Here is a 21,048-nt window from a genome sequence, read left to right on the forward strand (position 1 = left end):
CCTCCAGAAAAACGCCACTTACTGCGGTAGTAACCTGGCAGATAATCTAAGGACAGTTATCACTGATTTTAAACCAACCATCATAATCTACCCCAGTGGAGATGATGAACAGTACGATCACCAGGCCACCAATGGATTTGTGGAGTATGTTACCACTCAAACTGGATACAGTGGAAGCAAATACACTTACCTCCTGCATCTTCCCCCAGACTGGCCCAGTGCCCGGAGTTATTATCCCGAATACTATCTTAACCCTCCCGAGCAGCAGGTGGGCCTTCAAAATGGTCCCGAATGGTTTGTGTTTAACCTCACCTCCTACCAGGAACGTTTGAAAGAGAAGGCCATGTTAGATTATAAAACTCAGATCCCGTCCACTTCCTATTTAATGTCTTTTGTACGTAAGAATGAGTTATTTGCCCATTATCCTGTACTTAATTTGTCCCAATCCAATATGAGCATCCCGGAGAGTGATTATACTGGTGGTTCTAAAGTACCCGTGAATCTCTTCAGTGACCCGGTTGGTGATGGGAAATACCAGGGAAAGGAACAATCCCTGGACATAACCTCAGTGGGGATGGACCTGAACCTGGCCAAATCATGGATATCCATTAAAACCAGGGAGGAACCTTCCCCCAGTGGGGTTTACCATGTTCGACTGAACCTATTCCACCCTGCCGGAGTTGAAAGAGCAGTGATTACCGTGGAGAATGGAAAGGCAGAAATGCAAGTGGAAAGTGAGGGTAATTCCAGTGCAGAGAGCATTCCCCTGACCATACAAAACAACACCATTCTGCTGGAAGTGCCTTCATCCCTCTTTACCGACCACCCCTACTTCACGGTAAATGTTGATTCCATTAAATCCGGGGCCATCTACGATCAGACCGCGTGGAGGGTGGTAAAGGTAAGTTAATCACGACTTTACATCCTCCCTTCTTTTTTTATTAAAAATACCAGATACTAACTTAAAAAGACCAGATACTAACTTAAAAAGACCAGATAATAATAACAATTTCATTCAAAAAACAATATGCTGACCATTTTTAATTGAAAACCATTTTTAATTGAAAAAAATAGGACCATCTTAATTGAATCTGAAAGATATGCTGATTTGTTATTTCATTTGAAATTTTTGTATAACCTTAACTATACCACGGTATGCTAAAAATACTGGTAATTCCAGAATAAGACCCGTTAAAATATGATACAAAGCCCCTTAAAATACAGTCAGTCCACGGTGATAGTGGCCACTTCCCCCACTCTCCCGTCAACCTGGAATTTCCGGTCAGTGAACTTCTGGCAAACGTGGATGTTGGTGAGGGTGTGCGGGGTAAGTTGGGATATCTTTACTGATGAAGAGCCAGCCAGGGCTATGTAGGGGATGATCTGGTCACCCATATATCTATCTAGAGCTGCCCCAGTTTCCATTGTTTGCAACAGGTCACAGGCAGCCTCTTTTCCCACTATTTCCGCCTTTTTACCTGGTTTTCCCAGTGAACTGGCACCTACACGAGGCACGTTACTGTTTTTAACTTCAGTCCAGAGTACCAGGGCCGAACCCGGACCCGGTGCACTGTTATCATGTTTGACCTCTATTTCCACGGGATACCCTGCACTGCTAAGTTTTTCCTGGGCAGCCCGGGCCTGTCTCTCTGCCACGTGCCGGGGAAGTTGACTGGAGTGGGAGATACCCCGAATACAATCTATTTCCAGGTCATACAGGTTCACTGGTTGCAGTTGCTGCTTTCCTTCAATACCGGCGTGAACTGTGCCCCCGCCACGGGGGTAGTATCCCCTCTGGATTAGCTTGAGTTCTAATTTAAGTCCCATGGACTTTAAAACCGGCAGGGTGACATGCTGGAGGTAGTCAAAGGGTGGTGCCCATCTAACATCAGTTCCACCGGTTATGGTAATTTCCAGGGGAGAATCTACAAAAAAAGAGGGAATCATCAGGGCCTGCAGGATCAACGACACACTGCCCGCCGTCTGCACATCCACCTCCAGTTTCCCACCCTGCAGTGGGCCTGGGTTGAAGGTCATCTGGGTTGAACCCAATTCCAGTCCAGTTACCTCGGCCTGGGAGAGCCTGGCCAGTGCACGGGCTGCGTTTAGGTGCTGGGGCATTAGTCCGGGTTTGGTGCGGCCACTCCGGATATTATCCAGGGCCAGGGCCTTACCAGTCAACGCCGATAGGGCGGTGGCCACCCTTAAAATAGCCCCTCCACCTTCACCAAATGATCCATCAATTTCAATCATCCAGTTCACTCCCTTTCAAATCCATTCCTAGCTCTTTCACAATCCATTCCTAGTTAATGGTGATATATTTTGAAAAACTTGAAAAATATTAAAAATGAAAAATATTAAAAAATATTCCAGTTACGGGTACTGTTGTTTAATACCCATTATCCCTTCATGAAATACCGGCCTTACTCGTACAGAATACTTAAACAGGTTTCAGCATCGTCGGCTATTTCCTTTACCCGTCCTAATGATTCCCGGATGGCATTTATTATCTGGGAGTCATCCAGTCTCCAGGCATCGGCAGCAGATAAATCCAGGCGGATGGTGGTTGATACTCCGGGCATCCCCACTGCAGGGATGGTTACCAGGTGGTGTTCCTTTAAAAGTACCATGGCCATTAAGGTGGCCAGTTCACGGGGAGAACGTTCTTCTCCTTCAGGGGTGATCTCCTTCTGTAGAGTTGCTGCCGAAATCATGAAACCAGTAGGGGTCTTTTCCACTCCTCCCATCACTTCCAGGAGGAGCGTGTAGACGTGGTCTCTCCTTTCCAGAGAGTTTAAAAGGTTTTGGGGTGTGAAATCTTCCAGGGCCCGGACAATACCGGCAATTACCGGTGGTTGTGCTTCCAATCCAAATTGCTGTGCCTTTTCCGTTATAATGTTTATCAGGGGGGTTTTACCAGCCATCAACCCAGCACGAGGTCCGTTCATCAACTTATCCGTGCTGGTTACCACCAGATCCGCACCCATATCCAGTGCACGGGGCTGCTGGTAAATCACGGTGCGTATACGTGCTCCGGAGGCATCATCCACCAGCACCGGGACCTGTTGTTCCTGGGAGATGTTTATGATCCGGTGAAAATCTTCAAGGGGAAGAACCCGGTGATCCATGGTGGATCCGGTTATAACTACCAGAGATGTTTTAGGAGTGAGTTGGAAGTCCTGGAGATTGTCAGTTTCACGATAGGTTGCTCCCTGAAGTTTAACACTGCGGGGAATAGCCGGATGTGAAGGTAATTCAGGTAGGTAGTGCAGTACTTCTTCACCGGGTTTTACCAGGGCCAGAATAGTGGCCAGTATGGCGGCACTGGTACGGTTGAAGGCAGCAACCTTATCCCCACCCAGATGTTTTTTACCCTCTTCCTGGAGGTGAGTTGAAAAAATAGCTGGCCCAGAGTAGGTTTCCAGCAGGGGGAGGTCACTCTCTTTAACTGGAAATCCTCCAGCCAACCCGGAAAGGTCATATAAACTGGATCTTTCCTTCCCCTTTAACAGGTTAGCAATAAACCTTAAAGCCGATTCTCTTCTTTTAACTTCATCCAGGGATGAGCAGATAAGCATTTCAGTCGTCCTTGGGTTCATTCTTATGATTTTCAGGTTTTAAGACTATGGCGTCATCTGCTGAGTTTTGCAGGGCGGCACTGAATCCTGGTTCTGCTCCAATAACAATGGTTTCTTTCCCGTTTTCCTTGGCTTTGTTAATTATGGGTAAGAAATCAGCGTCACGAGTCATCAGTGCTACTACATCAATGTTAGGGTTGTAAATAAGTTCCATGGCCTCAACTGCCATGTAGACATCGGTGTCTCCGGCAACCACTATGGGAGTAAATCCCTGGTTTACTATGGCTTCAATGAGTTTGTCTGAGGCGTACTGATTTAAGAGAACTTTACCCACCCTCATATTACCGTAATCGGAAATGATCTCCCGGACCAGATCCAGATTAAGGCTGAACTCCTTACGGAGCATATTGGGGCCGTCAACCAGGAGTCCTATATTCTTAGATCCTGATTCTGATTTTCTAAGTGGAATGTAAGAAGTTAACTTCTCAAAACTTCGCATTTTTATCCTCCATAGGGGGTAGGTAGAAAAAAGTGGATTAAATTTGGTCCCATCAAATCATAAATATTATTATTGATCCTTTGGAAAAAACTATTCTGACAATTTAAAGTAGATATCTGAAATTAAATGACGGACCAATAAATTCAATCCCCTTATTTATCTATTAAGAGGTAATTAGGCTCTTTTTTTCTACCATTTTCTTTATTTATGAATATAAATATGAATATTTACCTATATAAACTTTGCAACACCCTGTTTCCCACCTTTAATTCCTTAACGAAGTTTTGGATAACAGTACAATGTAAAATTAGCGGCAATGCCCCCATATAATAATGGCATTTATTCACCAGTTATGTGAAAACTAGAAAATTTACCATGAAAATATAATACCGCGGGATAAGTGAAAGTAGATACCGTGGGAAAAGATACACCGAGAATGTCAAAGAATAGGTTAGGTACTCAGAAACTGTGGTAAAAATTTAAAAAAAGGAATGATTTGATCATTCCACTTCCAGGGTAAAAGCATCTCCAAAGAGGTCCTTTATCACTGAGAGGTCTTCTTCTGCTATGTTTATTACTTCCACGTCAGACATGTCCCGGAAGTAGTATTCAGCATTGGCTATCTGTCCCTCATCATTCATGTACAGATATAAACCATCAACAAATTCCTCGGGATTCTGTGAGGGGAGGAATATTTCAAAACGGATAAGGATTTGGGATCCTGGGATGTTGTCTTGAAGGTCCTGTTTTTTCTTTTCATCCTTTAATGCTGCTCTGAATTCTTTCATTCGGGAGTTGAGTTCCTTTAGTATTCTTTGTTCATCTTTACTCATTGAATTTCACCCAATCTTTATTTATTAATGATTCTTAAGTTTACGATTCAGAATAGTTTTCATACCCCCTAACTATCGGGGAATATTTGATTTCAGGGTATATACAAAAGATGATAAAGTGAAGTATTAATAGTTTTTCCCTCCTGCCCAATAATTATCCCCGGGAATGATAATGAAAGGGAACTATATTAAAAAACCCCTTATTTATCGGTATTGCTTTTCTTTAAACTCAATAATGAAATTTGTGCCGTGTTCCCGTTTAAGTTTTATGGTCCCATCGATTTGGTCCGTTAAAATGTTCACCAGGCGCAATCCCAGAGATTTAGTGTCCTGATAATTAATATCCTCCGGGAATCCCACACCATTATCACTGACAATTAGCTGGTAGGAATGATCCTGGGAATGGAAACCAATGTCAATGTGACCTTCTCGCTCTTCAGGAAAGGCATGTTTCAGTGAATTGGATAGTAGTTCATTTACAATGAGTCCCAGGGGGATCATGGTGTTTATGTCCACCATCACCTCTTCAATATCGAAATTTAGTTTTATTCTGGTAGGATCAGTAGCATAAGTACGGAAAAGGTCTCCGGCCAGTGTCTGAATATAATCACCAATATCTATTCTTTTCAGGTGACTGGACTGGTACAACCGGTCATGGATAAGGGCCATGGACCGGGCACGGTTCTGGCTATCCTTGAAAACATCTAAAACCTGTTTATCTTTTATATAACGTGACTGGAGGTTCAGGAGACTGGAGATGATCATCAGGTTGTTCTTGACCCGGTGGTGGATCTCCCTTAATAGCATTTCTTTTTCTTCCAGGGAAATTCTCAATTCATCTTCCATCTTCTTGCGTTCAGTTATGTCACGGGCAATGGATAGAGAAAGTTTTTCATGGTTGAATGTAAAGATATGAGTGTTAATTTCCACTGGTATCCTTCTACCGTCCTTGGCTTTTAAAAAGGTTTCAAAGGTAATTTTACTCTGTTTATCCCAGTCATCCGGGTGACCGGTTCCAGGGAATGATTCCCCACCTACCACATCCAGGGGGGCCATTTGCAGGAGTTCTTCACGGGTGTAACCCAGTATCTCACTGGCCACACTGTTTATTTCCATAAAATTTCCGGATACTCCCTCTTCACTGAGTTTGTGCAGGAAAATAGCATCGTTGGCATTGTTAAATATTTTAAGGAATATCTCCTCACTATCGGCCAAAGATATCAAATATTGATTATCATCTTTTAGCCGCTGATTTTCCTCTGTAAGTCTATTAATCCGCTTTTGTAACTCTTCCAGCTCATTTAAGAGTTGATCTTTTGATTGTTCCCCAGTACTCATTCAGATCTCCCCATTTAACATATCCCCTTGATATGCCCCATCCTTAATCATAATCTCTAAGTATTGATGCTGAATTCAAGAGTGGGTATAATAGTAAAAAGATTTACTGCCCGTATTCCTTCTCTTTAAATTTAATGCAGAACTCTGTTCCCTTGGTGGTATCCAATTCCAGTTCTCCATCAATTTGACTGGTTAAACTGGTTACCAGTTGCATTCCCAGTGAATCTGTGTTGCGGTAGTCCAGATCTGAGGGGAATCCAATTCCCGTATCACTAACCTTTAACTGGTATTCATCATTGGTTAAGGTGAAAACAACATTTATTTCACCGGTCCTTTCATCAGGGAAGGCGTGTTTAAGTGAGTTTGATACCAGTTCATTAAGGATCAGGCCCAGGGGAATGGAGGTGTTGATGTCCAGCATAACATCCTCCACATCGATGTTCAGCCTCACCCTGCTGGGATCACCCACATACGTGCGGAAAAGATCTGTAGAGAGTGTTTTGATGTATTCTCCGAAGTTGATCCTTTTTAAGTCTGTGGAGCGGTACAGTTTTTCGTGGATGAGGGCCATGGAGTTGGCCCGGCTCTGACTCTCCTTGAAAATGCTCAGGGCCTTTTTATCCTTTATGTACCTTGACTGGAGGTTCAGTAGGCTGGCAATGATCATCAGGTTGTTTTTGACCCGGTGGTGTATCTCCTTAAGGAGCATCTCCTTTTCCTGTAATGATTTTTGGATTTCTTCTTCCATTTCCACTCTTTTGGTGATATCTCTACTCACCGCCAGTAGGCCAGTAATATTTCCAGTTTCATCGGTGAGGATGTTGGCCACCACCTCGGTGGGAACTGTACGGCCATCCTTACAAGCCTGTTCAACCCGGAAGGTCTGTAATTTCATAGATTCATCCCCCAAGCTGTAGGCCTGGATTTTCTGGGGTAACTTTTCCATGAGATACTGATAAGATTCCGGGGTTAAAATATCCTCCAGAGACTGATCTAAAACCTCCTCTGCAGTGTATCCCCTTAACTTGTAGACTGAGGGACTTATGTAGGTAAATCTTTGGGAGTCCAGATCCATTAACCAGATCACGTCACCGGTGTTCTCTGAAATAAGACGGTACTTCTCCTCACTTTCCTTTAAAGCAATTTCTGCCTTTTTACGTTCAGTTATGTTTTCAAAGACTGCCACAAAATGTTCAGGAGCGGGTTTGAAGGCAGATATGTTAAACCATATTTCCAGGGGTTTGAAATAGACTTCAATAGTTTCTGCCTCCCCAGTCAAAGTAACCCTACCATACAATTCAAATAGTTCGGGTTGTGCCTCTATAATTCCAGGAATAGCTTCTGTAACTTTTTTTCCTTGGATGTCTTCTAATCCCGTGAGTTCATAAAAGGCAGGGTTTACATCAATGTATATCCAGTCAATGGGCTGCCCCTCATCATCGAATAACATTTTACAATAGGCAAATCCTTCCAGCATGTTTTCAAAGAGGGTTCGGTATTTTTTCTCACTTTGAATCAGGGCATTTTCCGCTTTCCTGCGTTCAGTGATATCTCGGGCTACGGAAATAATAACATCCTGTCCCTGTAGCTGGAATATGTGCAGGGCCACGTCCACCGGTATTCTCTCACCAGCCTTAGTGATGTTGGTCATCTCCAAGTTGATGTAACCCTCTTCCTGGAGTTTTTTAAATTTTTCCGGAATATTTTTTTGATCTTCAGGGGACAATATATCCCCCGGAGACAGTTCAAAAAACTCTTCCCGAGTGTAGCCCAATGTGTCCAGGCCAGCCTGGTTTACTTCCAAGAATTTACCAGGTCCCTCTGGGTGCATAATATTTAGGGTAACCATGTCATTGGCATTGTTGAATACTTCCCTGAATTTTTCTTCACTTTCCTTTAGGTCTAATTCCATCTTCCGGCGCTGGGTGATATCGTGGGCCACATGTACACTACCCCTTAACTGATCATCATCCATGATCGGTGAAACCGTGATTTCGTAATCTCCGTGTAAACTATCCACAAAGGCTTCATTACAATGTTGCTGGCAATCCTGGAGTAGTTTCTCATGGGGGCAGTATGATGGTGGTTCATCCGTATCATGGACCAGTGAATAACATTTCTTACCAACCAGTTCCTCTGGTTTCATGTTTAGGGCCTGGGCCATGGTCCGGTTAACTTTCATTATGTTGTGGTCAACATCAATGAGAGATATCAAATCAGGTAAGGCATCAAAGGTGACTTCCCACTCTTTTTTAGCATTTTTTAAACTTAATTCCATATTTTTACGCTGTGAAATGTCTTCTAATGTTTCTAAAACTCCAATGACATTTCCTTCCTCATCCTTGATTTTGGCAGCGGTGAAGTAGAGCCACACTCCATTTTCACCAATTTGGGGAAAGAATTCCTCGGCTACAAAGGCATTATCAACGTAACTGGACTTTTTACAGCCCTGATACCATTTTTTGATCCCTTCCAAATCACCATCTACCAGCAGATCGGCCATTAAAGGCTTTTGAGCGTGGTACAACACTTTTCGGTGTTTATCTGTCCCTAACACTTCACTGGACTTGATACCGGTGTATTTTTCCAGGGCCCTGTTCCAAAAAATAATCCGGTGATCGGGGTTAATGATGAATTGAGGGATGGGAGAACTATCAATAAAAGCACCAATAACATCTTCCGAGTTAACACTCTTTTTTACCATGGTTATACTCCCTAAGAATCGCACCACGAATAAAACAGGGTTCATCTCCTTAGTACAACCCGAAATCCCCTATGCGATTTCATTTATACACAGTGGTATTATGTTGGTTAAAAAACTTATATTTTGCCTAAATTTGGGTAAAATTAATAACCAATTAATGAGGATGGTTGGAAAATTAGGTGGATTATGATCCCTACACCTATCCCCTAGTGGATTTTATCCGATCAAGGGGATTCATCTTCGATCCCGAGAAAATCAGCTTACCATAATATTAAACTTGAACTACATAATTATGGGTAGTGATGTGGGAGGGAAACCATGGATGATTCATATAAATGGGGAGTAGTATTGATTGCCTGTATGGCAATTTTTATCATTGTTTTAGATTCATCAGCAATGAATGTAGCTATCAGCACCCTGGTTGTGGAATTGAACACCACCGTATCTATTATACAGGGCATAATTGCCATATACGCCCTTATAATTGCTTCTTTTATGTTGTTAGGTAGCAAGATACAGGATATTCTGGGGCGTAAGAAAACATTTCTAATGGGCCTTATCATCTATGCCTGCGGTACAATCACCGCCACTATGAGTATCAATGCCGGGATGCTCCTGTTAGGATGGGCTATTCTGGAAGGTGTTGGTGCGGCCATGATCCTGCCGGCCACCACCACCATTGTGGGATCCAGTTACAAAGGGAAGGACAGAGTTACCGCTTTTGGAATATGGGGTGGTATTGCCGCGGTGGGAGCAGCAGTGGGACCCATAGTTGGGGGGATTTTCACTACCTACCTCAGTTGGAGGCTGGTGTTTGGTTCAGAACTGGTCTTTGTGGCAGGTATACTTATTTTCAGACACTACCTAACTGAATCAGAACCAACCCTTAAATGGAAAGATTTAGATATAGTGGGAGTGTTTTTATCGGTAATTTCCTTGATATTAATAGTTCTGGGCATCCTTTTCCTCACCAGGCCAGAATACTGGAGATATGTCGCAGTCCTGGTTGGATCCGGTTCCATTCTCTTCATTTTATTCCTGTGGTGGCAGAGGAGACGAATTAACAATGGTTTAGAACCATTATCCGATATTACTCTCCTTAAAAATCGTTTATTTGGTCTGGGAACCCTGAACAATGTTATACAGCAGATACCCCTGGCTGGTTTTCTCTTTATTATTCCGGTATTTCTACAGCAGGTAACCAAATTGAATGCCTTTGACACAGGTTTAACTCTTTTACCGGCTTCCATGGTTATCCTTATCTGTTCTCTCCTTGGTGCAAAGTTATCATCCAGGATAGATTCCAAATACGTTTTGATGATTGGATTTTTGATAGCAGCAATCGGGACATTTATACTGAGTGGTGTGTTCAATGTGAATACCCATATGCAGGATCTGATACCGGGAACTGTAGTCTTCGGGGTGGGAATTGGTTTTTTACTTTCTCAGTTAACCAACCTTACCATGGCTGCTGCGGGTAAAGATCAGGAAACAGATGCATCTGGTTTGTTGAACTGTTTTAAAAATCTTGGTTATTCCATGGGAACCGCACTGATCGGGGTTTTACTCTTACTGAGTGTATTCGGTGGCCTTACTGCCGGGATAGAATCCACTGGCCTGGTGGATAACACCACTAAGGATGAGATCCATGATGGTCTCTTCAATTACATGGAAAAAATGCAAACTGGCACTCCCCAAATACCCCCACAACTGGTTCCCTACGCTCCCCGGATCATTGATTCAACCATCAGTTCCGCCATGAGACAGACCTTCACTGTGCTATCATTGATCCTGTTTTTAGGATTTTTTACCAGCCTGTTTATTCCTTCCAGGAAAAATCCCACTTGATTGGTAATGGATCCTCCCTTGGTCATTTATTCATAGTGGGTGGGGGATAAAATGGGGTAGAATTATTAAATAGAAAATAAAAAAAATAATATTAAAGAATTTTAAGGGAGTTGGGAAAAATGAGCAATCAACTAAACGGTATTTTAATGATGGTGTTGGGTGTTATACTGGCAATACTCTACTTTGCATTGCCCACATTCCTGGTGTACACCTACTGGGTAGCAATTATAATAATTATAGTCTACGGTTTTTACACCTACCAGAAAAGGGGATAGTTTTACACCCCTACCTTTTTTTATTTTCCCTATTTTGAACTCTGCCTACCTATTTTAAAATTCAGATTACCTATTCCAAATTCTAAAATATTTAAGTAGATACTATTTATTTAACCATTATTTCCTTGCTAACGGCATTTTCATCTACTTTTAACGCTTTTTCACCGTACCAGCTCACTCCCATGGCACCTAAAGGTGCGGTGAAGAGTATGGCAATTACGGCTATGGCCAGTATCTCCTGCCCGGAAGCCACACCCATAGATAGAGGTATGGCACCTATAGCGGCCTGTACTGTGGCCTTAGGCATGTAGGCTATTATGCAGAATATTTTCTCCTGTAGATTGAGGTTGGAGCCAGCCAGGGCCAGATAAACCCCGGCACTACGGGCGGCCAGACCGATTATGATTATGGTCAGGCCGACCACGGCGAATGATGCCGCCAGGTAGATGTTTACCTGGGCTCCCACCAGGACGAAGAGGAGTATCTCCGCAAATATCCAGATCTTATCGAATTTACTGGATAGCTGCATTCCCAGTTCAGGCATCTTCTCCAGTATAACAAATCCTATGACCATGACCCCTACCAGGGCGGCTATGGGCACCCAGGTACTCAGCACATCCCCCAGATTTTTGAGTATTATGGCTGAGGCCAGGATGATCAGGGTTTTTTCGGTGTTTCGTATGTTGAAACGTTTGAAGAGGTATATCAGGATGACGGCAATGACCAGTCCCAGCAGGATCCCCAGTATAAACTGCAGAGGTATGCTGAATATGGTCACCAGGTAGTTCACCTGCTGGCCTCCGTACATTCCCAGGAATATGGAGAATATGGTTATGGAAACCACATCGTCCACAGAAGCACCGGTCAGGATGATGAGAGGTATTCCCTTACCAGTTCCCATTCTTCTCTTGATAAAGCTGAGCATCTGGGGTACGATGACTGCCGGGGATACTGCCGCTATTATAAAGCCCAACATACCCGCTTCAATAAGGGGTAAGCCTAAGAGGTAGTGGGATACGAAGGTGATGGTTAATCCTTCCACCACATCGGGTATGAAACTCATTTTCACCGCGGACATTCCCACCTTGCGCAGGCTCTCCATATGGATTCCAAAACCTGCCCGTAACAGAATGATGATAAGGGCGATTGCCCTTAAATCCCCCGATATTGCCATTATTGCTTTATCAATCAGGTTAAATCCGTAAGGACCAATCACTATCCCCAGAATGAGCATTCCCAGTAATCCGGGTAATTTGATCCGGTTGAAGAGTTTGCTGGCCAGAAGGCCCAGTAATATTATAATGGCTACGCTAAAGGCCACCGACTGAAATTCCATTTAAAACCACTCCTAGATTTAAATAGTCTGACCAGGAGTGTTTCCCAGCAAGTATTCTACTGTTTCGTGTTTAAATGCATTATTAACCTTCAAGTAAGAAGGGTACTTCAAAATTGAGTTGTATTCTAAAATAGTACTGTCTAACAGGGTCTTTTCACCTAACATTTTCGCATCTTCCATTGTTTTTATAGTTTCCAGGAGTCATCAGCCCTTTTTTTGAGCAGTTTGTGGTGAACCCCATCACCAGTGATAGAGTTAGTGCTATGATTTTCCTGTTATATAAAAATTTTCCAGTATATTGCCATTCTTCGGCCGGCAGGAGAAATTTGCAAAAAAATGATAGTAACCACAATCTTTAAATACTACATGACTTACAGTTATAGTACTGACCGTGAGTCATGAATAGAAATCATGGTCATGATTAGTGGTAGGGATGATAATATGTCACTGGCAAAATGGAAGGAAAGAGAAAGAGAAGAACGTAAAAAGGATATCATCAAGGCAGCCCGGAATTTACTGGCTGAAAAAAACTTTGATGACGTAACCATGGACGAAATAGCCCGGGAAGTTGGACTGGGCAAAAGTACACTTTATCTCTACTTTAAGAATAAAGAATCCCTGTACTTTGCCGTGGTCTTACGCGGTATTCGCATCTGGTATGAATCAGTTAAATCAGAGGTTGAAAAAGGAAATACTGGCTTAGAAAAGTTCATGTTGTACGGAAAAGCAAATAGGACATTTTCTAATAGATATCCTGATTATTTCCGGCTGTTATATTCTCCCACCTCCATTAAAAAAGAATTTGACCCGGATAAGATGAACCGCAGTGAAGAGTTCCAGGAAGTGAGGGAGTTATTCAAAAAAATAATGTCCATAGGAATAGATTCCATACAAAAAGGGATAGATGATGGTGATATCCGGCAAGATGTGGACCCTACCGAAGCAGCTATTCTCTTATCAGTAATATACAATGGTAGGGTGAATATGGGTGACTGGGCTAGAGATTTACTGGAAACCAAGGACATTGATGATGATAAATTTGACAAAGACATAGGAGATTTATTCCTTCACATGTTAAGGAAGTAGAGATAACCTCCAAGCATTCATGACCTACTTAAACTTGTTAAAAATGGTATAACTAAAGGAAAGGTGTTAAAAATGGATTTTAGAATGTTAGGAAACAGTTTAAATGAACTATTGCAATTGGAAAATGAAGCAGTGGCCATAAAATGGTCAGTGCGTCCTCCTCACAATGTGGAGAAAGAGGAAGGTAAATCAAGATTCTGTGCCAAGCTTCAAAAAGCTATAAACGGCGAGGTATTTTATGCCACCCTGGAAGAGGAAGAATGTATGGGTGGGGCCCGATACTCCGGACTTAAGGACATGGCCGAATACCCGGCCAATGTACAGAGCGGGGCATTCATGATCCCCAATGGCCTGTTTAAGGATATTCCGGCAGTACAGCGTTCAAGGGAAAATGAAGAATATATAAATCCGGGAATTTTTAGTGCGATTCTTTTCTCTCCCCTCAGTAAGGCAGAATTCGACCCCGATGTGATTTTCCTGGCCTGCAATGCCCAGCAGGGAATGGAAGTACTCCACGCCAATGCCTATGATTCCGGAGAACATGGACTGGGGGCTGACGCTGCCCCCGTATGTAGTTCCATGGCGGCAGCCCCTTATATGACGGGTAAGGTCACCTATGGATTTGGTGATGTAGGGGCCCGGAGTAACATGGACGTTGACCCCGGAGAGGTTATGGTCAGTATTCCAGCCAGTGCCCTGTCCCGCATTGTTTCTAATTTGAGCCAGATGCGAACTAAAAGGTTTTTCAAGGAAGAATAATCCCATCCCAAATTTGTTACTTTTTATCCTTTTTAAATAGAAACCGGGTAACTAAAAACTCTTGGAGAATGACAACTATAAAAAGGGACACAGAACAATGACTGCAAACTATGAAAACCATCCCCCACTTGGCAAAAAGAAATTAATCATGGTTATGGGTGGATTGATGGTAGGGCTCCTTGTTGCTGCCTTTGATTACTCCATCATGGGGACCACCATGCCCCAGATTATTAACAGCCTGCAGGGAATGGAATATTATGCCTGGCCATTTACCGCCTACATGTTGACTTCCACCATTTCCCTCATCCTCTTTGGTAAATTATCCGATATCTACGGTAGAAAACATGTGCTGATCCTGGGAATCATCATCTTCATTGTAACCTCTGTGCTGTGTGGTTTCTCCACCAGCATGTTGCAGCTGATAATATTCCGAGGTTTGCAGGGGATTGGAGGTGGAATTTTATTATCCCTACCCTTTACTGTCATTGGAGAAATTTTCAGCCCCCGGGAAAGGGCTAAATATATGGGAATTCTGGGGTCAGTGTTCGGGGTGGCCGATGTTCTGGGGCCAATCCTGGGAGGGGTGATCACCGATACCTGGGGCTGGAGATGGGTGTTCTTTGTGAATGTTCCCATTGGAATCATGGCCGTGACCATAATCCTTTATTCTCTGCCCAACTTCAAATTACCGGATGTTAAAAAGGTCATTGATTATGGGGGGATCGTTACCTTTACCCTGGCTTTAAGTGCACTGATCCTGGCCTTAACCCTGGCAGGGGAAGGAGGTTATTCATGGAACCTGATAGCGGGACTCATCCTGCTTTCCGGAGTCAGTTTCACACTTTTTGTCTGGGCGGAGAAAAAGGCAGTAGAACCAATTTTACCCCTGCATCTATTTAAGAATTCAATATTCAACGTGTCCTCGGTAGAAAGTTTCCTGGCAGCGGCATTGATGTTTAGTGGAGTTATCTATGTCCCCTTATTTGCACAGGAGGTTTTAGGCATGAGCGCCACCCATTCCGGGCTCATCATGATCCCCATGCTATTCAGCCTGACCCTGGCCTCCATAATCACCGGGCAGATCATAGCCTGGACTGGGAAATACAAGAAACTGGTCATTGCCGAGTTTATTATAACTGGAATAGGGGTGGTGCTCCTGGCTACCATGAACGCAGATACACCCTATTACCTGTTGATACTCTATTCCACAGTTCTGGGTATTGGTTCAGGGATGGCTTATAACCTGTTCAATGTGGCTGTGCAGAATGCATTCCCCCTGCGAGAAATAGGCATTGTAACTGCGTCTATGCGGTTTTTCAGAAACATAGGTACCATTGTATTCGTTCCCCTCTTTGGATACATAATGAATTTCACCCTGGCCCGGGCCACGGCCCTTACTACAAATTCCCAAGCCCTGGTACTTTCCATCCAGAATATTTTCCTGGTGGCCATTGTACTGGCCTTGGCCGGATTGGCTATGGCCTTCTTCCTGGAAGAGATACCTTTAGGTGGAGATGAATTTGTTAACCCTGATGGGGGAGAAGAAACCAATACTCCGGATATGAAAGGAAACTACTAACCTATGAAAGGGGAAATGAACTGATAGGGGAAATGAAACTATTAACTCTTGATAGGAATAAATCTAACAACCCGGACACATAATGAAACTGACATAATAAAAGGAAAAACACCTATAAATAATTTTAACTGAAACTGATAAGATTAGCTGGAGACTGATAAACGATGATTAAAGTGGCAGTAAATGGCGCCGGTGGGAGGATAATTTCTAAAATAGTTAAAACCGTGCTTAAAACCGAGGATATGGAAGTGGTGGCGGCTATCGGAAGAGAAAACACCCCCCATGAAGGGAAAGATATCGGTGAAATGGTGGGAGTGGGGAAGATTGGTGTCCTGGTAACTGGTGCACAGATGCTCTCTGAGGTTTTAAATGAGAAAAAAGTAGATGTTATGATTGACTTTACCAGTGCCCAGACCGCAGTGGAGGCCATCCAAACTACAGCAGAATGTGGGGTGAACGTGGTGGTGGGGACCACCGGATTTTCAGAGGCTCAGATGGATGAAATAAAAAGATCCATTAAAGAAAACCGGGTAAAGGCAGTTATTTCTCCCAACATGGCTGTGGGGGTGAATGTGTTCTTTAAGATCATCCGGGATCTGGCCCAGATTCTGAATGACTGGGATGTGGAAATTATTGAAGCCCATCATAAACACAAGACTGATGCACCTTCCGGCACAGCACTTGAAGCCTACCACATAATAGCCGATGAACTGGGAGTAGGTGGGGATGAATCCATGGTATGTGGTCGGCAGGGAATGGTTGGTGCACGAAGTCCGGGAGAGATAGGTTTACATGCAGTCCGTGGTGGAGATATTGTGGGGGACCACACTGTACTCTTTGCCGGTGAAGGTGAAAGATTGGAAATTATCCACCGGGCCGGGACCCGGCAAGCATTTGTAACTGGAGTGATTAAGGCCGTACAGTATCTCATGGAATCCCCGGAAGAAACTAAGGGAAAAATCACCACCATGGAAGATGTTCTCAGTTTGAAGTGAAAATGGATGTTTTATTTTTCTAGTTAATTTTTATATTTTTTAAAGATCAAGAGACCCGTTTTTTGTTTTACTGAGAATTACCTTAAAATGATCTACAGCATATAGCCCAACTGATGAAAACACGACTATTTCTTCAAATTGTGAAAATGGAGTTCCAATATAGATCTACTTCGTTAAACTCCTATATTACGAAGTAAATATTGACACCATAATTCAATACTCTTATTAGTATTAATGTTGAGACATTTATTATGGATGAGGTTAGTTCCAGATTGGTAGTATCAATAGTATTCCTATTATGGATTGTAATAGGATTAAGTGGATATTTTAATGTTGCTAACACTAACAATAATTCTAGCACCGAATATTCTATTTCTGATTCACATTTCAAAATTTATGATTGGTGGCTTATTAGTAGCGATAGTACTAATAATTCTCTTATTTTCGATAATCAGTTTCCTACGAATTTTGAATCTAAAACAATTACTCTTTGCGTAACACAATATGCTAATGAATCCATGTTTGAATCTGAATTGCAAAGTTCTGATAGTTCATTAGACAGAATTGTTATAAAAGATGAGAACATGACTATAGGAGGAATCAATGTTAAATTTATCAATTGTACGAATACAAATGGCACCAAAACATTCCAAAATTATTATTTCCAAAAAAACAACAAATATTATTCTATAAATGTTAAATATTGGACTTATCCCCTAAACGAATTATATGATAATGCGGTAAAAATTACAGTAGAATTGATAATTTCCACAATTAACTAATTAATAATAACTTAGTTTTAGGAGATATCTCTATTATCTGTCTTCTTTTTTGGAGTTTTTTTCATAAGTCTTCAACTATATCTAATTATAATAAGAATTCTTAGCATAATTTAAAAAACGAAAATTAGAGAATAAATAATAATTTTTACTAGTATAATTTAATTAAAACCAGATCAGGATAGATCAACCGCTCCAATCAGGTAATCAATAAACTGCTGGGCTGTACGCCCTGAGATTCCACCATGACGCATTTCCCATTTACCGGCTTCTGCTATTAGTTCTTCATCGGTAAGTTTAATTTCAGGGTGTCGTCGGGCCAGAGTGGTAACTATATTAAAATATTCTTCCCTTTGAGGAGTGTAGTAACCAATGGTCACCCCGAACCGGGCGGCCAGGGATAGTTTTTCATTCACAGTCTCCGAGCGATGCAGTTCATCATCGGCCATGTCCGAACGATCACTCCAGGTTTCCCGGATCAAATGACGCCGGTTGGAGGTGGCATAGATGAGCACGTTTTCCGGTTTGGCCTCCAGACCCCCCTCCATAACTGCCTTCAAATATTTATACTCAATTTCGAACTCTTCAAAGGACAGATCATCCATATAGATTATGAAACGGTAATTTCTGTTTTTTATGGCGTCAATGACCTGGGGCAGTTTTTTAAATTCATGTTTATAGACCTCAATCATGCGCAGGCCCTGACTGTAGTACTGATTAAGAATGGACTTTATGCTGGCAGATTTACCAGTGCCGGCATCTCCATAGAGAAGAACATTGTTGGCTTGGCGCCCTTCCACGAAGGCTTCTGTATTCTGCACCAGTTCTTTCTTTTGGGATTCATAACCCACCAGGTCATCCAGGCGCATATCGTTAGTGGTGGTTATGGGGCAAAGGATTCCGGACTTATCTTCCGTTGAAATACGAAAAGCTTTATTTAATCCCAATTCTCCCACTCCGTATGCTTGGTAGAAGTCGGTAACGACTTTATATACCTCATCGGCATCTTTAGCCTGTTCAATAGCCTGACTGAGTTTCTGAACCTTTTCACTCACACTCTGGTTGAAAATCTGTTCACTTTTCACCACTGCATCGTAATCAGTGATAATCGTAAAGCAGTCAATGTCCAGTTCTTTTTCTATTTTAGAAAAGTCATAGTCAAACAATTGCTTAAAGATACCAAAATCGTTCCGGGCAAGTTTATTTACCGTGCCTTCATTGACCCCCACTTTTTCCGAAACCAGGGTAAAGGGGTTTTCAGTCATGGCCAGAACAAAGGCCAGGTAATTGTGCCACAGATTTTCATCAAAGCCATAAATTGTTGAAATATCCAGAAGCCGATTAATTTCGATGTAAATATCTGAAATCAGGTCTTCCTTTACATAATCCCCTGATTCAAATTGTTGGCAGATATTAGATAGCCTTAACAAGATGCTATCCTGGTTGATATTTTTGTAAATCACCAATTTAGATGTCAAATGATGCATTGGTTGTCTCCTAATTTGTAAAAATCTTTAACGAAACAGCATAACCTACTAGGCTGAATTTATCCTGCATTGAAAATGTTAATGATAGTAGAAATCGGATTACAAACTTAATCCTGGTTTATTTATTGATAATTATTATGAAGTGGCAATGATACTAAAATTTTTTTATAAATCTGAAGTTCCTGTTGTATAACATTTATGATTGATAAAAGAATAAATATGATTGCTCAGAAACATCTACTTGAACCTATAAACTTGATAATCTTTCCCTCGTGGATTAGGTAAGAACAAAAAAGTGATTATATGGAGCTGCATCCCCTCATCGAACTACTTATAGTACTTGCTATGGGAATTGCTATCATTTTCACTGCCACCTATCTTGTGGGATTTGCAATAGTTAAATTAAAAAAGGTAAAAAAATCTAATTTAATGACTATTATCGGGTTTATTATTCTAATTGTTGGATCAATAAGTCTTTTATTTTCCAATGATAAACAACAGTTCATAACCTGTTTAGTTGGCATTAGCTTCATTATTGATGGGGCATTCCTAAACAAAGGTTATTACAATAAAACTTATTATTTGTCTTCTTTTGCTTTGTTAATCCTGTTGGGAGTAATTATAATTTATCTAGCCTTTTTTAAACATTATTTGGATAATTTATATTTCATTTGCGGGATAATGGGGATGATAGTTTTAGGGATAATAATGTTGGTTAGGTCCTATCTTCGCAGACATGAAAATCAAAAAATACAATGGAAAAATGAATGGTAATAAATCTATTTTAGTGTTTAACTCAATTATTTAAGTGTTTAACCCCATAATTTTCTTAATTTTGATATTGTCGTGTTTTTAACATCTTTGTGTTGATATTCGAAAACTGAAGTTATAGTTGGTTGTAGAAAAAATTCACAAAATTGATAGTAACCGGGACAGTAATTTATAACGGTGAACCGAATATGAAAATCAAATACAATACCTTTATTGTAATGGATATGGAGGAATCAATCAGATTTTACACCGAGGTTATGGGATTTGAAGTGGAAAGTGAACACAATCCCCACCCTGGAGCAAGAATCGTGTTGTTGAAGGGTGAAGGGGATACCATGATCGAACTCATCCAGAACACGGAAAATGAACCCGGCCTGTACTGTATAGGGATGGAGGTGGAAGATGTGAAGGCCACAGTGGAGGAACTTAAAATTAAAGGTGTCAAGATCGTCATGGAACCCATACCCATAACTGTGGGATACCTGGCTTTCATCGAAGACCCTAATGGAGCCAGGATAGCACTGATTCAGCACCATTAATTCTCTTTTTTAATTTGTTTCTTTTTCTCAGGGTTGGAACATATAAATTTTACAAAATAAACCTTAAAATCGTTCCGTGTAACCTAACTCCTTAAAATTAATGGAGTATTTAGTTCCCTGACTTTTATCAATGGTAATATTACCATCAATCTGAGCTACCAAATTATTGACCAGCTGTAAGCCAAGGGAATCTGTTTTATCAAATTCAAAACCTTCAGGCAAGCCAATCCCGTCATCAGCAACAATCAAGTTGTGTTCTTCACCCTCTGTTTCCAGTTTCACCGTGATTGAACCTTTATCTGTGTCGGGGAAGGCGAATTTGAGGCTGTTGGTCACCAGTTCGTTAATTATCAATCCCAGGGGTATGGCGGTTTCCATATTGAACTCAATATCTTCAACCTTTAAAACAGGTTCAATCGTGCCAATTTGGACTTTGTAGGTGTAGAAAATATCTGAAACCAGTTTTTCTGTGTATTGCTTAAAGTTAATGTGGCTCAGGTCATGGGATGTGTACAATTTTTCGTGTATCATGGCCATGGACTTAACTCTGCTCTGACTATCCTTAAGAATTTCTTTAGACTCTTCTTCCTGTACATGGGCACTTTGCAGGTTTAACAGGCTGGATATGATCTGCATGTTATT

The 21,048-nt window shown here is 41.7% G+C and carries 20 protein-coding genes and 1 riboswitch (1 of these 21 cut by a window edge); of the genes, 10 read left to right on the forward strand and 10 right to left on the reverse strand.

Features of this window, described 5'->3' with window-relative positions; genetic code table 11:
* On the forward strand, positions 1-910 hold the 3' portion of the coding sequence (locus tag QC759_RS04120) for a PIG-L deacetylase family protein (protein ID WP_048073788.1). Its footprint begins 443 nt before the window's first position; only the last 910 of its 1,353 coding nucleotides appear in the window; the start codon falls outside the window, past its left edge; it ends in the stop codon at positions 908-910.
* Positions 911-1,224: 314 nt separating this feature from the next.
* Here QC759_RS04120 and rtcA read toward each other — a convergent pair whose 3' ends face one another.
* From rtcA to QC759_RS04150, 6 genes are all read right to left on the reverse strand, one after another.
* Positions 1,225-2,253 carry an RNA 3'-terminal phosphate cyclase gene (gene rtcA / locus QC759_RS04125; protein ID WP_048072011.1) on the reverse strand — a complete coding sequence of 343 codons (1,029 nt, stop codon included), beginning with the start codon at positions 2,251-2,253 and terminating at the stop codon, positions 1,225-1,227.
* A gap of 170 nt (positions 2,254-2,423) precedes the next feature.
* A complete protein-coding gene (locus QC759_RS04130) occupies positions 2,424-3,578 on the reverse strand; it encodes a TIGR03576 family pyridoxal phosphate-dependent enzyme (protein WP_048072012.1) in 1,155 nt (384 codons plus the stop codon).
* Between the two features lies 1 nt (position 3,579).
* On the reverse strand, positions 3,580-4,077 hold the full coding sequence (locus QC759_RS04135; protein ID WP_048072013.1) for a TIGR00288 family NYN domain-containing protein: 498 nt from the start codon (positions 4,075-4,077) through the stop codon (positions 3,580-3,582).
* A 500-nt stretch (positions 4,078-4,577) separates the two neighbouring features.
* Positions 4,578-4,910: a hypothetical protein gene (locus tag QC759_RS04140; protein ID WP_048072014.1), complete on the reverse strand. Its 333-nt coding sequence runs from the start codon at positions 4,908-4,910 to the stop codon at positions 4,578-4,580.
* Positions 4,911-5,114: 204 nt separating this feature from the next.
* The gene (locus tag QC759_RS04145) at positions 5,115-6,248 is read right to left on the reverse strand and encodes a histidine kinase dimerization/phosphoacceptor domain -containing protein (RefSeq protein ID WP_048072015.1); all 1,134 of its coding nucleotides are present in this window, start codon (positions 6,246-6,248) and stop codon (positions 5,115-5,117) included.
* Positions 6,249-6,351: 103 nt separating this feature from the next.
* Complete coding sequence (locus QC759_RS04150) at positions 6,352-8,952, reverse strand: PAS domain-containing sensor histidine kinase (RefSeq protein ID WP_048073789.1); 2,601 nt, start codon at positions 8,950-8,952, stop codon at positions 6,352-6,354.
* Between the two features lie 318 nt (positions 8,953-9,270).
* On the opposite strand from QC759_RS04150, the gene QC759_RS04155 reads away from it, so the two are divergent.
* Positions 9,271-10,800 carry an MFS transporter gene (locus tag QC759_RS04155; protein ID WP_048072016.1) on the forward strand — a complete coding sequence of 510 codons (1,530 nt, stop codon included), beginning with the start codon at positions 9,271-9,273 and terminating at the stop codon, positions 10,798-10,800.
* Positions 10,801-10,919: 119 nt separating this feature from the next.
* Positions 10,920-11,075: a hypothetical protein gene (locus QC759_RS04160; RefSeq protein ID WP_156104943.1), complete on the forward strand. Its 156-nt coding sequence runs from the start codon at positions 10,920-10,922 to the stop codon at positions 11,073-11,075.
* 106 nt (positions 11,076-11,181) lie between these two features.
* On the opposite strand, the gene QC759_RS04165 is transcribed toward QC759_RS04160, so the two are convergent.
* Both QC759_RS04165 and QC759_RS04170 read right to left on the reverse strand, forming a co-directional pair.
* Positions 11,182-12,411: a cation:proton antiporter gene (locus QC759_RS04165; RefSeq protein WP_048072017.1), complete on the reverse strand. Its 1,230-nt coding sequence runs from the start codon at positions 12,409-12,411 to the stop codon at positions 11,182-11,184.
* 18 nt (positions 12,412-12,429) lie between these two features.
* On the reverse strand, positions 12,430-12,576 hold the full coding sequence (locus QC759_RS04170) for a hypothetical protein (protein ID WP_156104944.1): 147 nt from the start codon (positions 12,574-12,576) through the stop codon (positions 12,430-12,432).
* Between the two features lie 23 nt (positions 12,577-12,599).
* Positions 12,600-12,665: riboswitch (Fluoride riboswitch) on the reverse strand.
* 187 nt (positions 12,666-12,852) lie between these two features.
* On the opposite strand from QC759_RS04170, the gene QC759_RS04175 reads away from it, so the two are divergent.
* From QC759_RS04175 to QC759_RS04195, 5 genes are all read left to right on the forward strand, one after another.
* On the forward strand, positions 12,853-13,497 hold the full coding sequence (locus QC759_RS04175) for a TetR/AcrR family transcriptional regulator (RefSeq protein WP_048072018.1): 645 nt from the start codon (positions 12,853-12,855) through the stop codon (positions 13,495-13,497).
* A gap of 72 nt (positions 13,498-13,569) precedes the next feature.
* Positions 13,570-14,256: a DUF169 domain-containing protein gene (locus QC759_RS04180; RefSeq protein ID WP_048072019.1), complete on the forward strand. Its 687-nt coding sequence runs from the start codon at positions 13,570-13,572 to the stop codon at positions 14,254-14,256.
* Positions 14,257-14,410: 154 nt separating this feature from the next.
* Entirely contained in the window at positions 14,411-15,835 is a 1,425-nt protein-coding gene (locus QC759_RS04185) for an MDR family MFS transporter (RefSeq protein ID WP_279845121.1), read from the forward strand.
* Between the two features lie 164 nt (positions 15,836-15,999).
* Complete coding sequence (gene dapB, locus QC759_RS04190; protein ID WP_048072021.1) at positions 16,000-16,830, forward strand: 4-hydroxy-tetrahydrodipicolinate reductase; 831 nt, start codon at positions 16,000-16,002, stop codon at positions 16,828-16,830.
* A gap of 251 nt (positions 16,831-17,081) precedes the next feature.
* On the forward strand, positions 17,082-17,612 hold the full coding sequence (locus tag QC759_RS04195; RefSeq protein ID WP_048072022.1) for a hypothetical protein: 531 nt from the start codon (positions 17,082-17,084) through the stop codon (positions 17,610-17,612).
* Positions 17,613-17,785: 173 nt separating this feature from the next.
* Here the strand turns inward: QC759_RS04195 and QC759_RS04200 are convergent, their stop codons facing one another.
* The gene (locus tag QC759_RS04200) at positions 17,786-19,096 is read right to left on the reverse strand and encodes an ATP-binding protein (RefSeq protein ID WP_048072023.1); all 1,311 of its coding nucleotides are present in this window, start codon (positions 19,094-19,096) and stop codon (positions 17,786-17,788) included.
* A gap of 303 nt (positions 19,097-19,399) precedes the next feature.
* On the opposite strand from QC759_RS04200, the gene QC759_RS04205 reads away from it, so the two are divergent.
* Together QC759_RS04205 and QC759_RS04210 are read left to right on the forward strand one after the other, a co-directional pair.
* Positions 19,400-19,870 carry a hypothetical protein gene (locus QC759_RS04205; RefSeq protein ID WP_048072024.1) on the forward strand — a complete coding sequence of 157 codons (471 nt, stop codon included), beginning with the start codon at positions 19,400-19,402 and terminating at the stop codon, positions 19,868-19,870.
* 185 nt (positions 19,871-20,055) lie between these two features.
* The gene (locus QC759_RS04210; RefSeq protein WP_048072025.1) at positions 20,056-20,406 is read left to right on the forward strand and encodes a VOC family protein; all 351 of its coding nucleotides are present in this window, start codon (positions 20,056-20,058) and stop codon (positions 20,404-20,406) included.
* 63 nt (positions 20,407-20,469) lie between these two features.
* Here QC759_RS04210 and QC759_RS04215 read toward each other — a convergent pair.
* On the reverse strand, positions 20,470-21,048 hold a 579-nt coding region (locus QC759_RS04215), incomplete at its 5' end, for a sensor histidine kinase (protein WP_279845119.1).

The sequence above is a fragment of the Methanobacterium formicicum genome (genome assembly GCF_029848115.1).
Lineage (GTDB): Archaea > Methanobacteriota > Methanobacteria > Methanobacteriales > Methanobacteriaceae > Methanobacterium > Methanobacterium formicicum.

Bases quoted from the DNA above. Each gene is read 5' to 3' on its own strand.
- QC759_RS04175 (WP_048072018.1), top strand. From the start codon at position 12,853: ATGTCACTGGCAAAATGGAAGGAAAGAGAAAGAGAAGAACGTAAAAAG.
- QC759_RS04185 (WP_279845121.1), top strand. From the start codon at position 14,411: ATGGGTGGATTGATGGTAGGGCTCCTTGTTGCTGCCTTTGATTACTCC.
- QC759_RS04165 (WP_048072017.1), bottom strand. From the start codon at position 12,411: ATGGAATTTCAGTCGGTGGCCTTTAGCGTAGCCATTATAATATTACTG.
- QC759_RS04155 (WP_048072016.1), top strand. From the start codon at position 9,271: ATGGATGATTCATATAAATGGGGAGTAGTATTGATTGCCTGTATGGCA.
- QC759_RS04160 (WP_156104943.1), top strand. From the start codon at position 10,920: ATGAGCAATCAACTAAACGGTATTTTAATGATGGTGTTGGGTGTTATA.
- QC759_RS04145 (WP_048072015.1), bottom strand. From the start codon at position 6,248: ATGAGTACTGGGGAACAATCAAAAGATCAACTCTTAAATGAGCTGGAA.
- rtcA (WP_048072011.1), bottom strand. From the start codon at position 2,253: ATGATTGAAATTGATGGATCATTTGGTGAAGGTGGAGGGGCTATTTTA.
- QC759_RS04195 (WP_048072022.1), top strand. From the start codon at position 17,082: ATGGATGAGGTTAGTTCCAGATTGGTAGTATCAATAGTATTCCTATTA.
- QC759_RS04150 (WP_048073789.1), bottom strand. From the start codon at position 8,952: ATGGTAAAAAAGAGTGTTAACTCGGAAGATGTTATTGGTGCTTTTATT.
- QC759_RS04140 (WP_048072014.1), bottom strand. From the start codon at position 4,910: ATGAGTAAAGATGAACAAAGAATACTAAAGGAACTCAACTCCCGAATG.
- QC759_RS04200 (WP_048072023.1), bottom strand. From the start codon at position 19,096: ATGCATCATTTGACATCTAAATTGGTGATTTACAAAAATATCAACCAG.
- QC759_RS04170 (WP_156104944.1), bottom strand. From the start codon at position 12,576: ATGTTAGGTGAAAAGACCCTGTTAGACAGTACTATTTTAGAATACAAC.
- dapB (WP_048072021.1), top strand. From the start codon at position 16,000: ATGATTAAAGTGGCAGTAAATGGCGCCGGTGGGAGGATAATTTCTAAA.
- QC759_RS04180 (WP_048072019.1), top strand. From the start codon at position 13,570: ATGGATTTTAGAATGTTAGGAAACAGTTTAAATGAACTATTGCAATTG.
- QC759_RS04130 (WP_048072012.1), bottom strand. From the start codon at position 3,578: ATGCTTATCTGCTCATCCCTGGATGAAGTTAAAAGAAGAGAATCGGCT.
- QC759_RS04205 (WP_048072024.1), top strand. From the start codon at position 19,400: ATGGAGCTGCATCCCCTCATCGAACTACTTATAGTACTTGCTATGGGA.
- QC759_RS04210 (WP_048072025.1), top strand. From the start codon at position 20,056: ATGAAAATCAAATACAATACCTTTATTGTAATGGATATGGAGGAATCA.
- QC759_RS04135 (WP_048072013.1), bottom strand. From the start codon at position 4,077: ATGCGAAGTTTTGAGAAGTTAACTTCTTACATTCCACTTAGAAAATCA.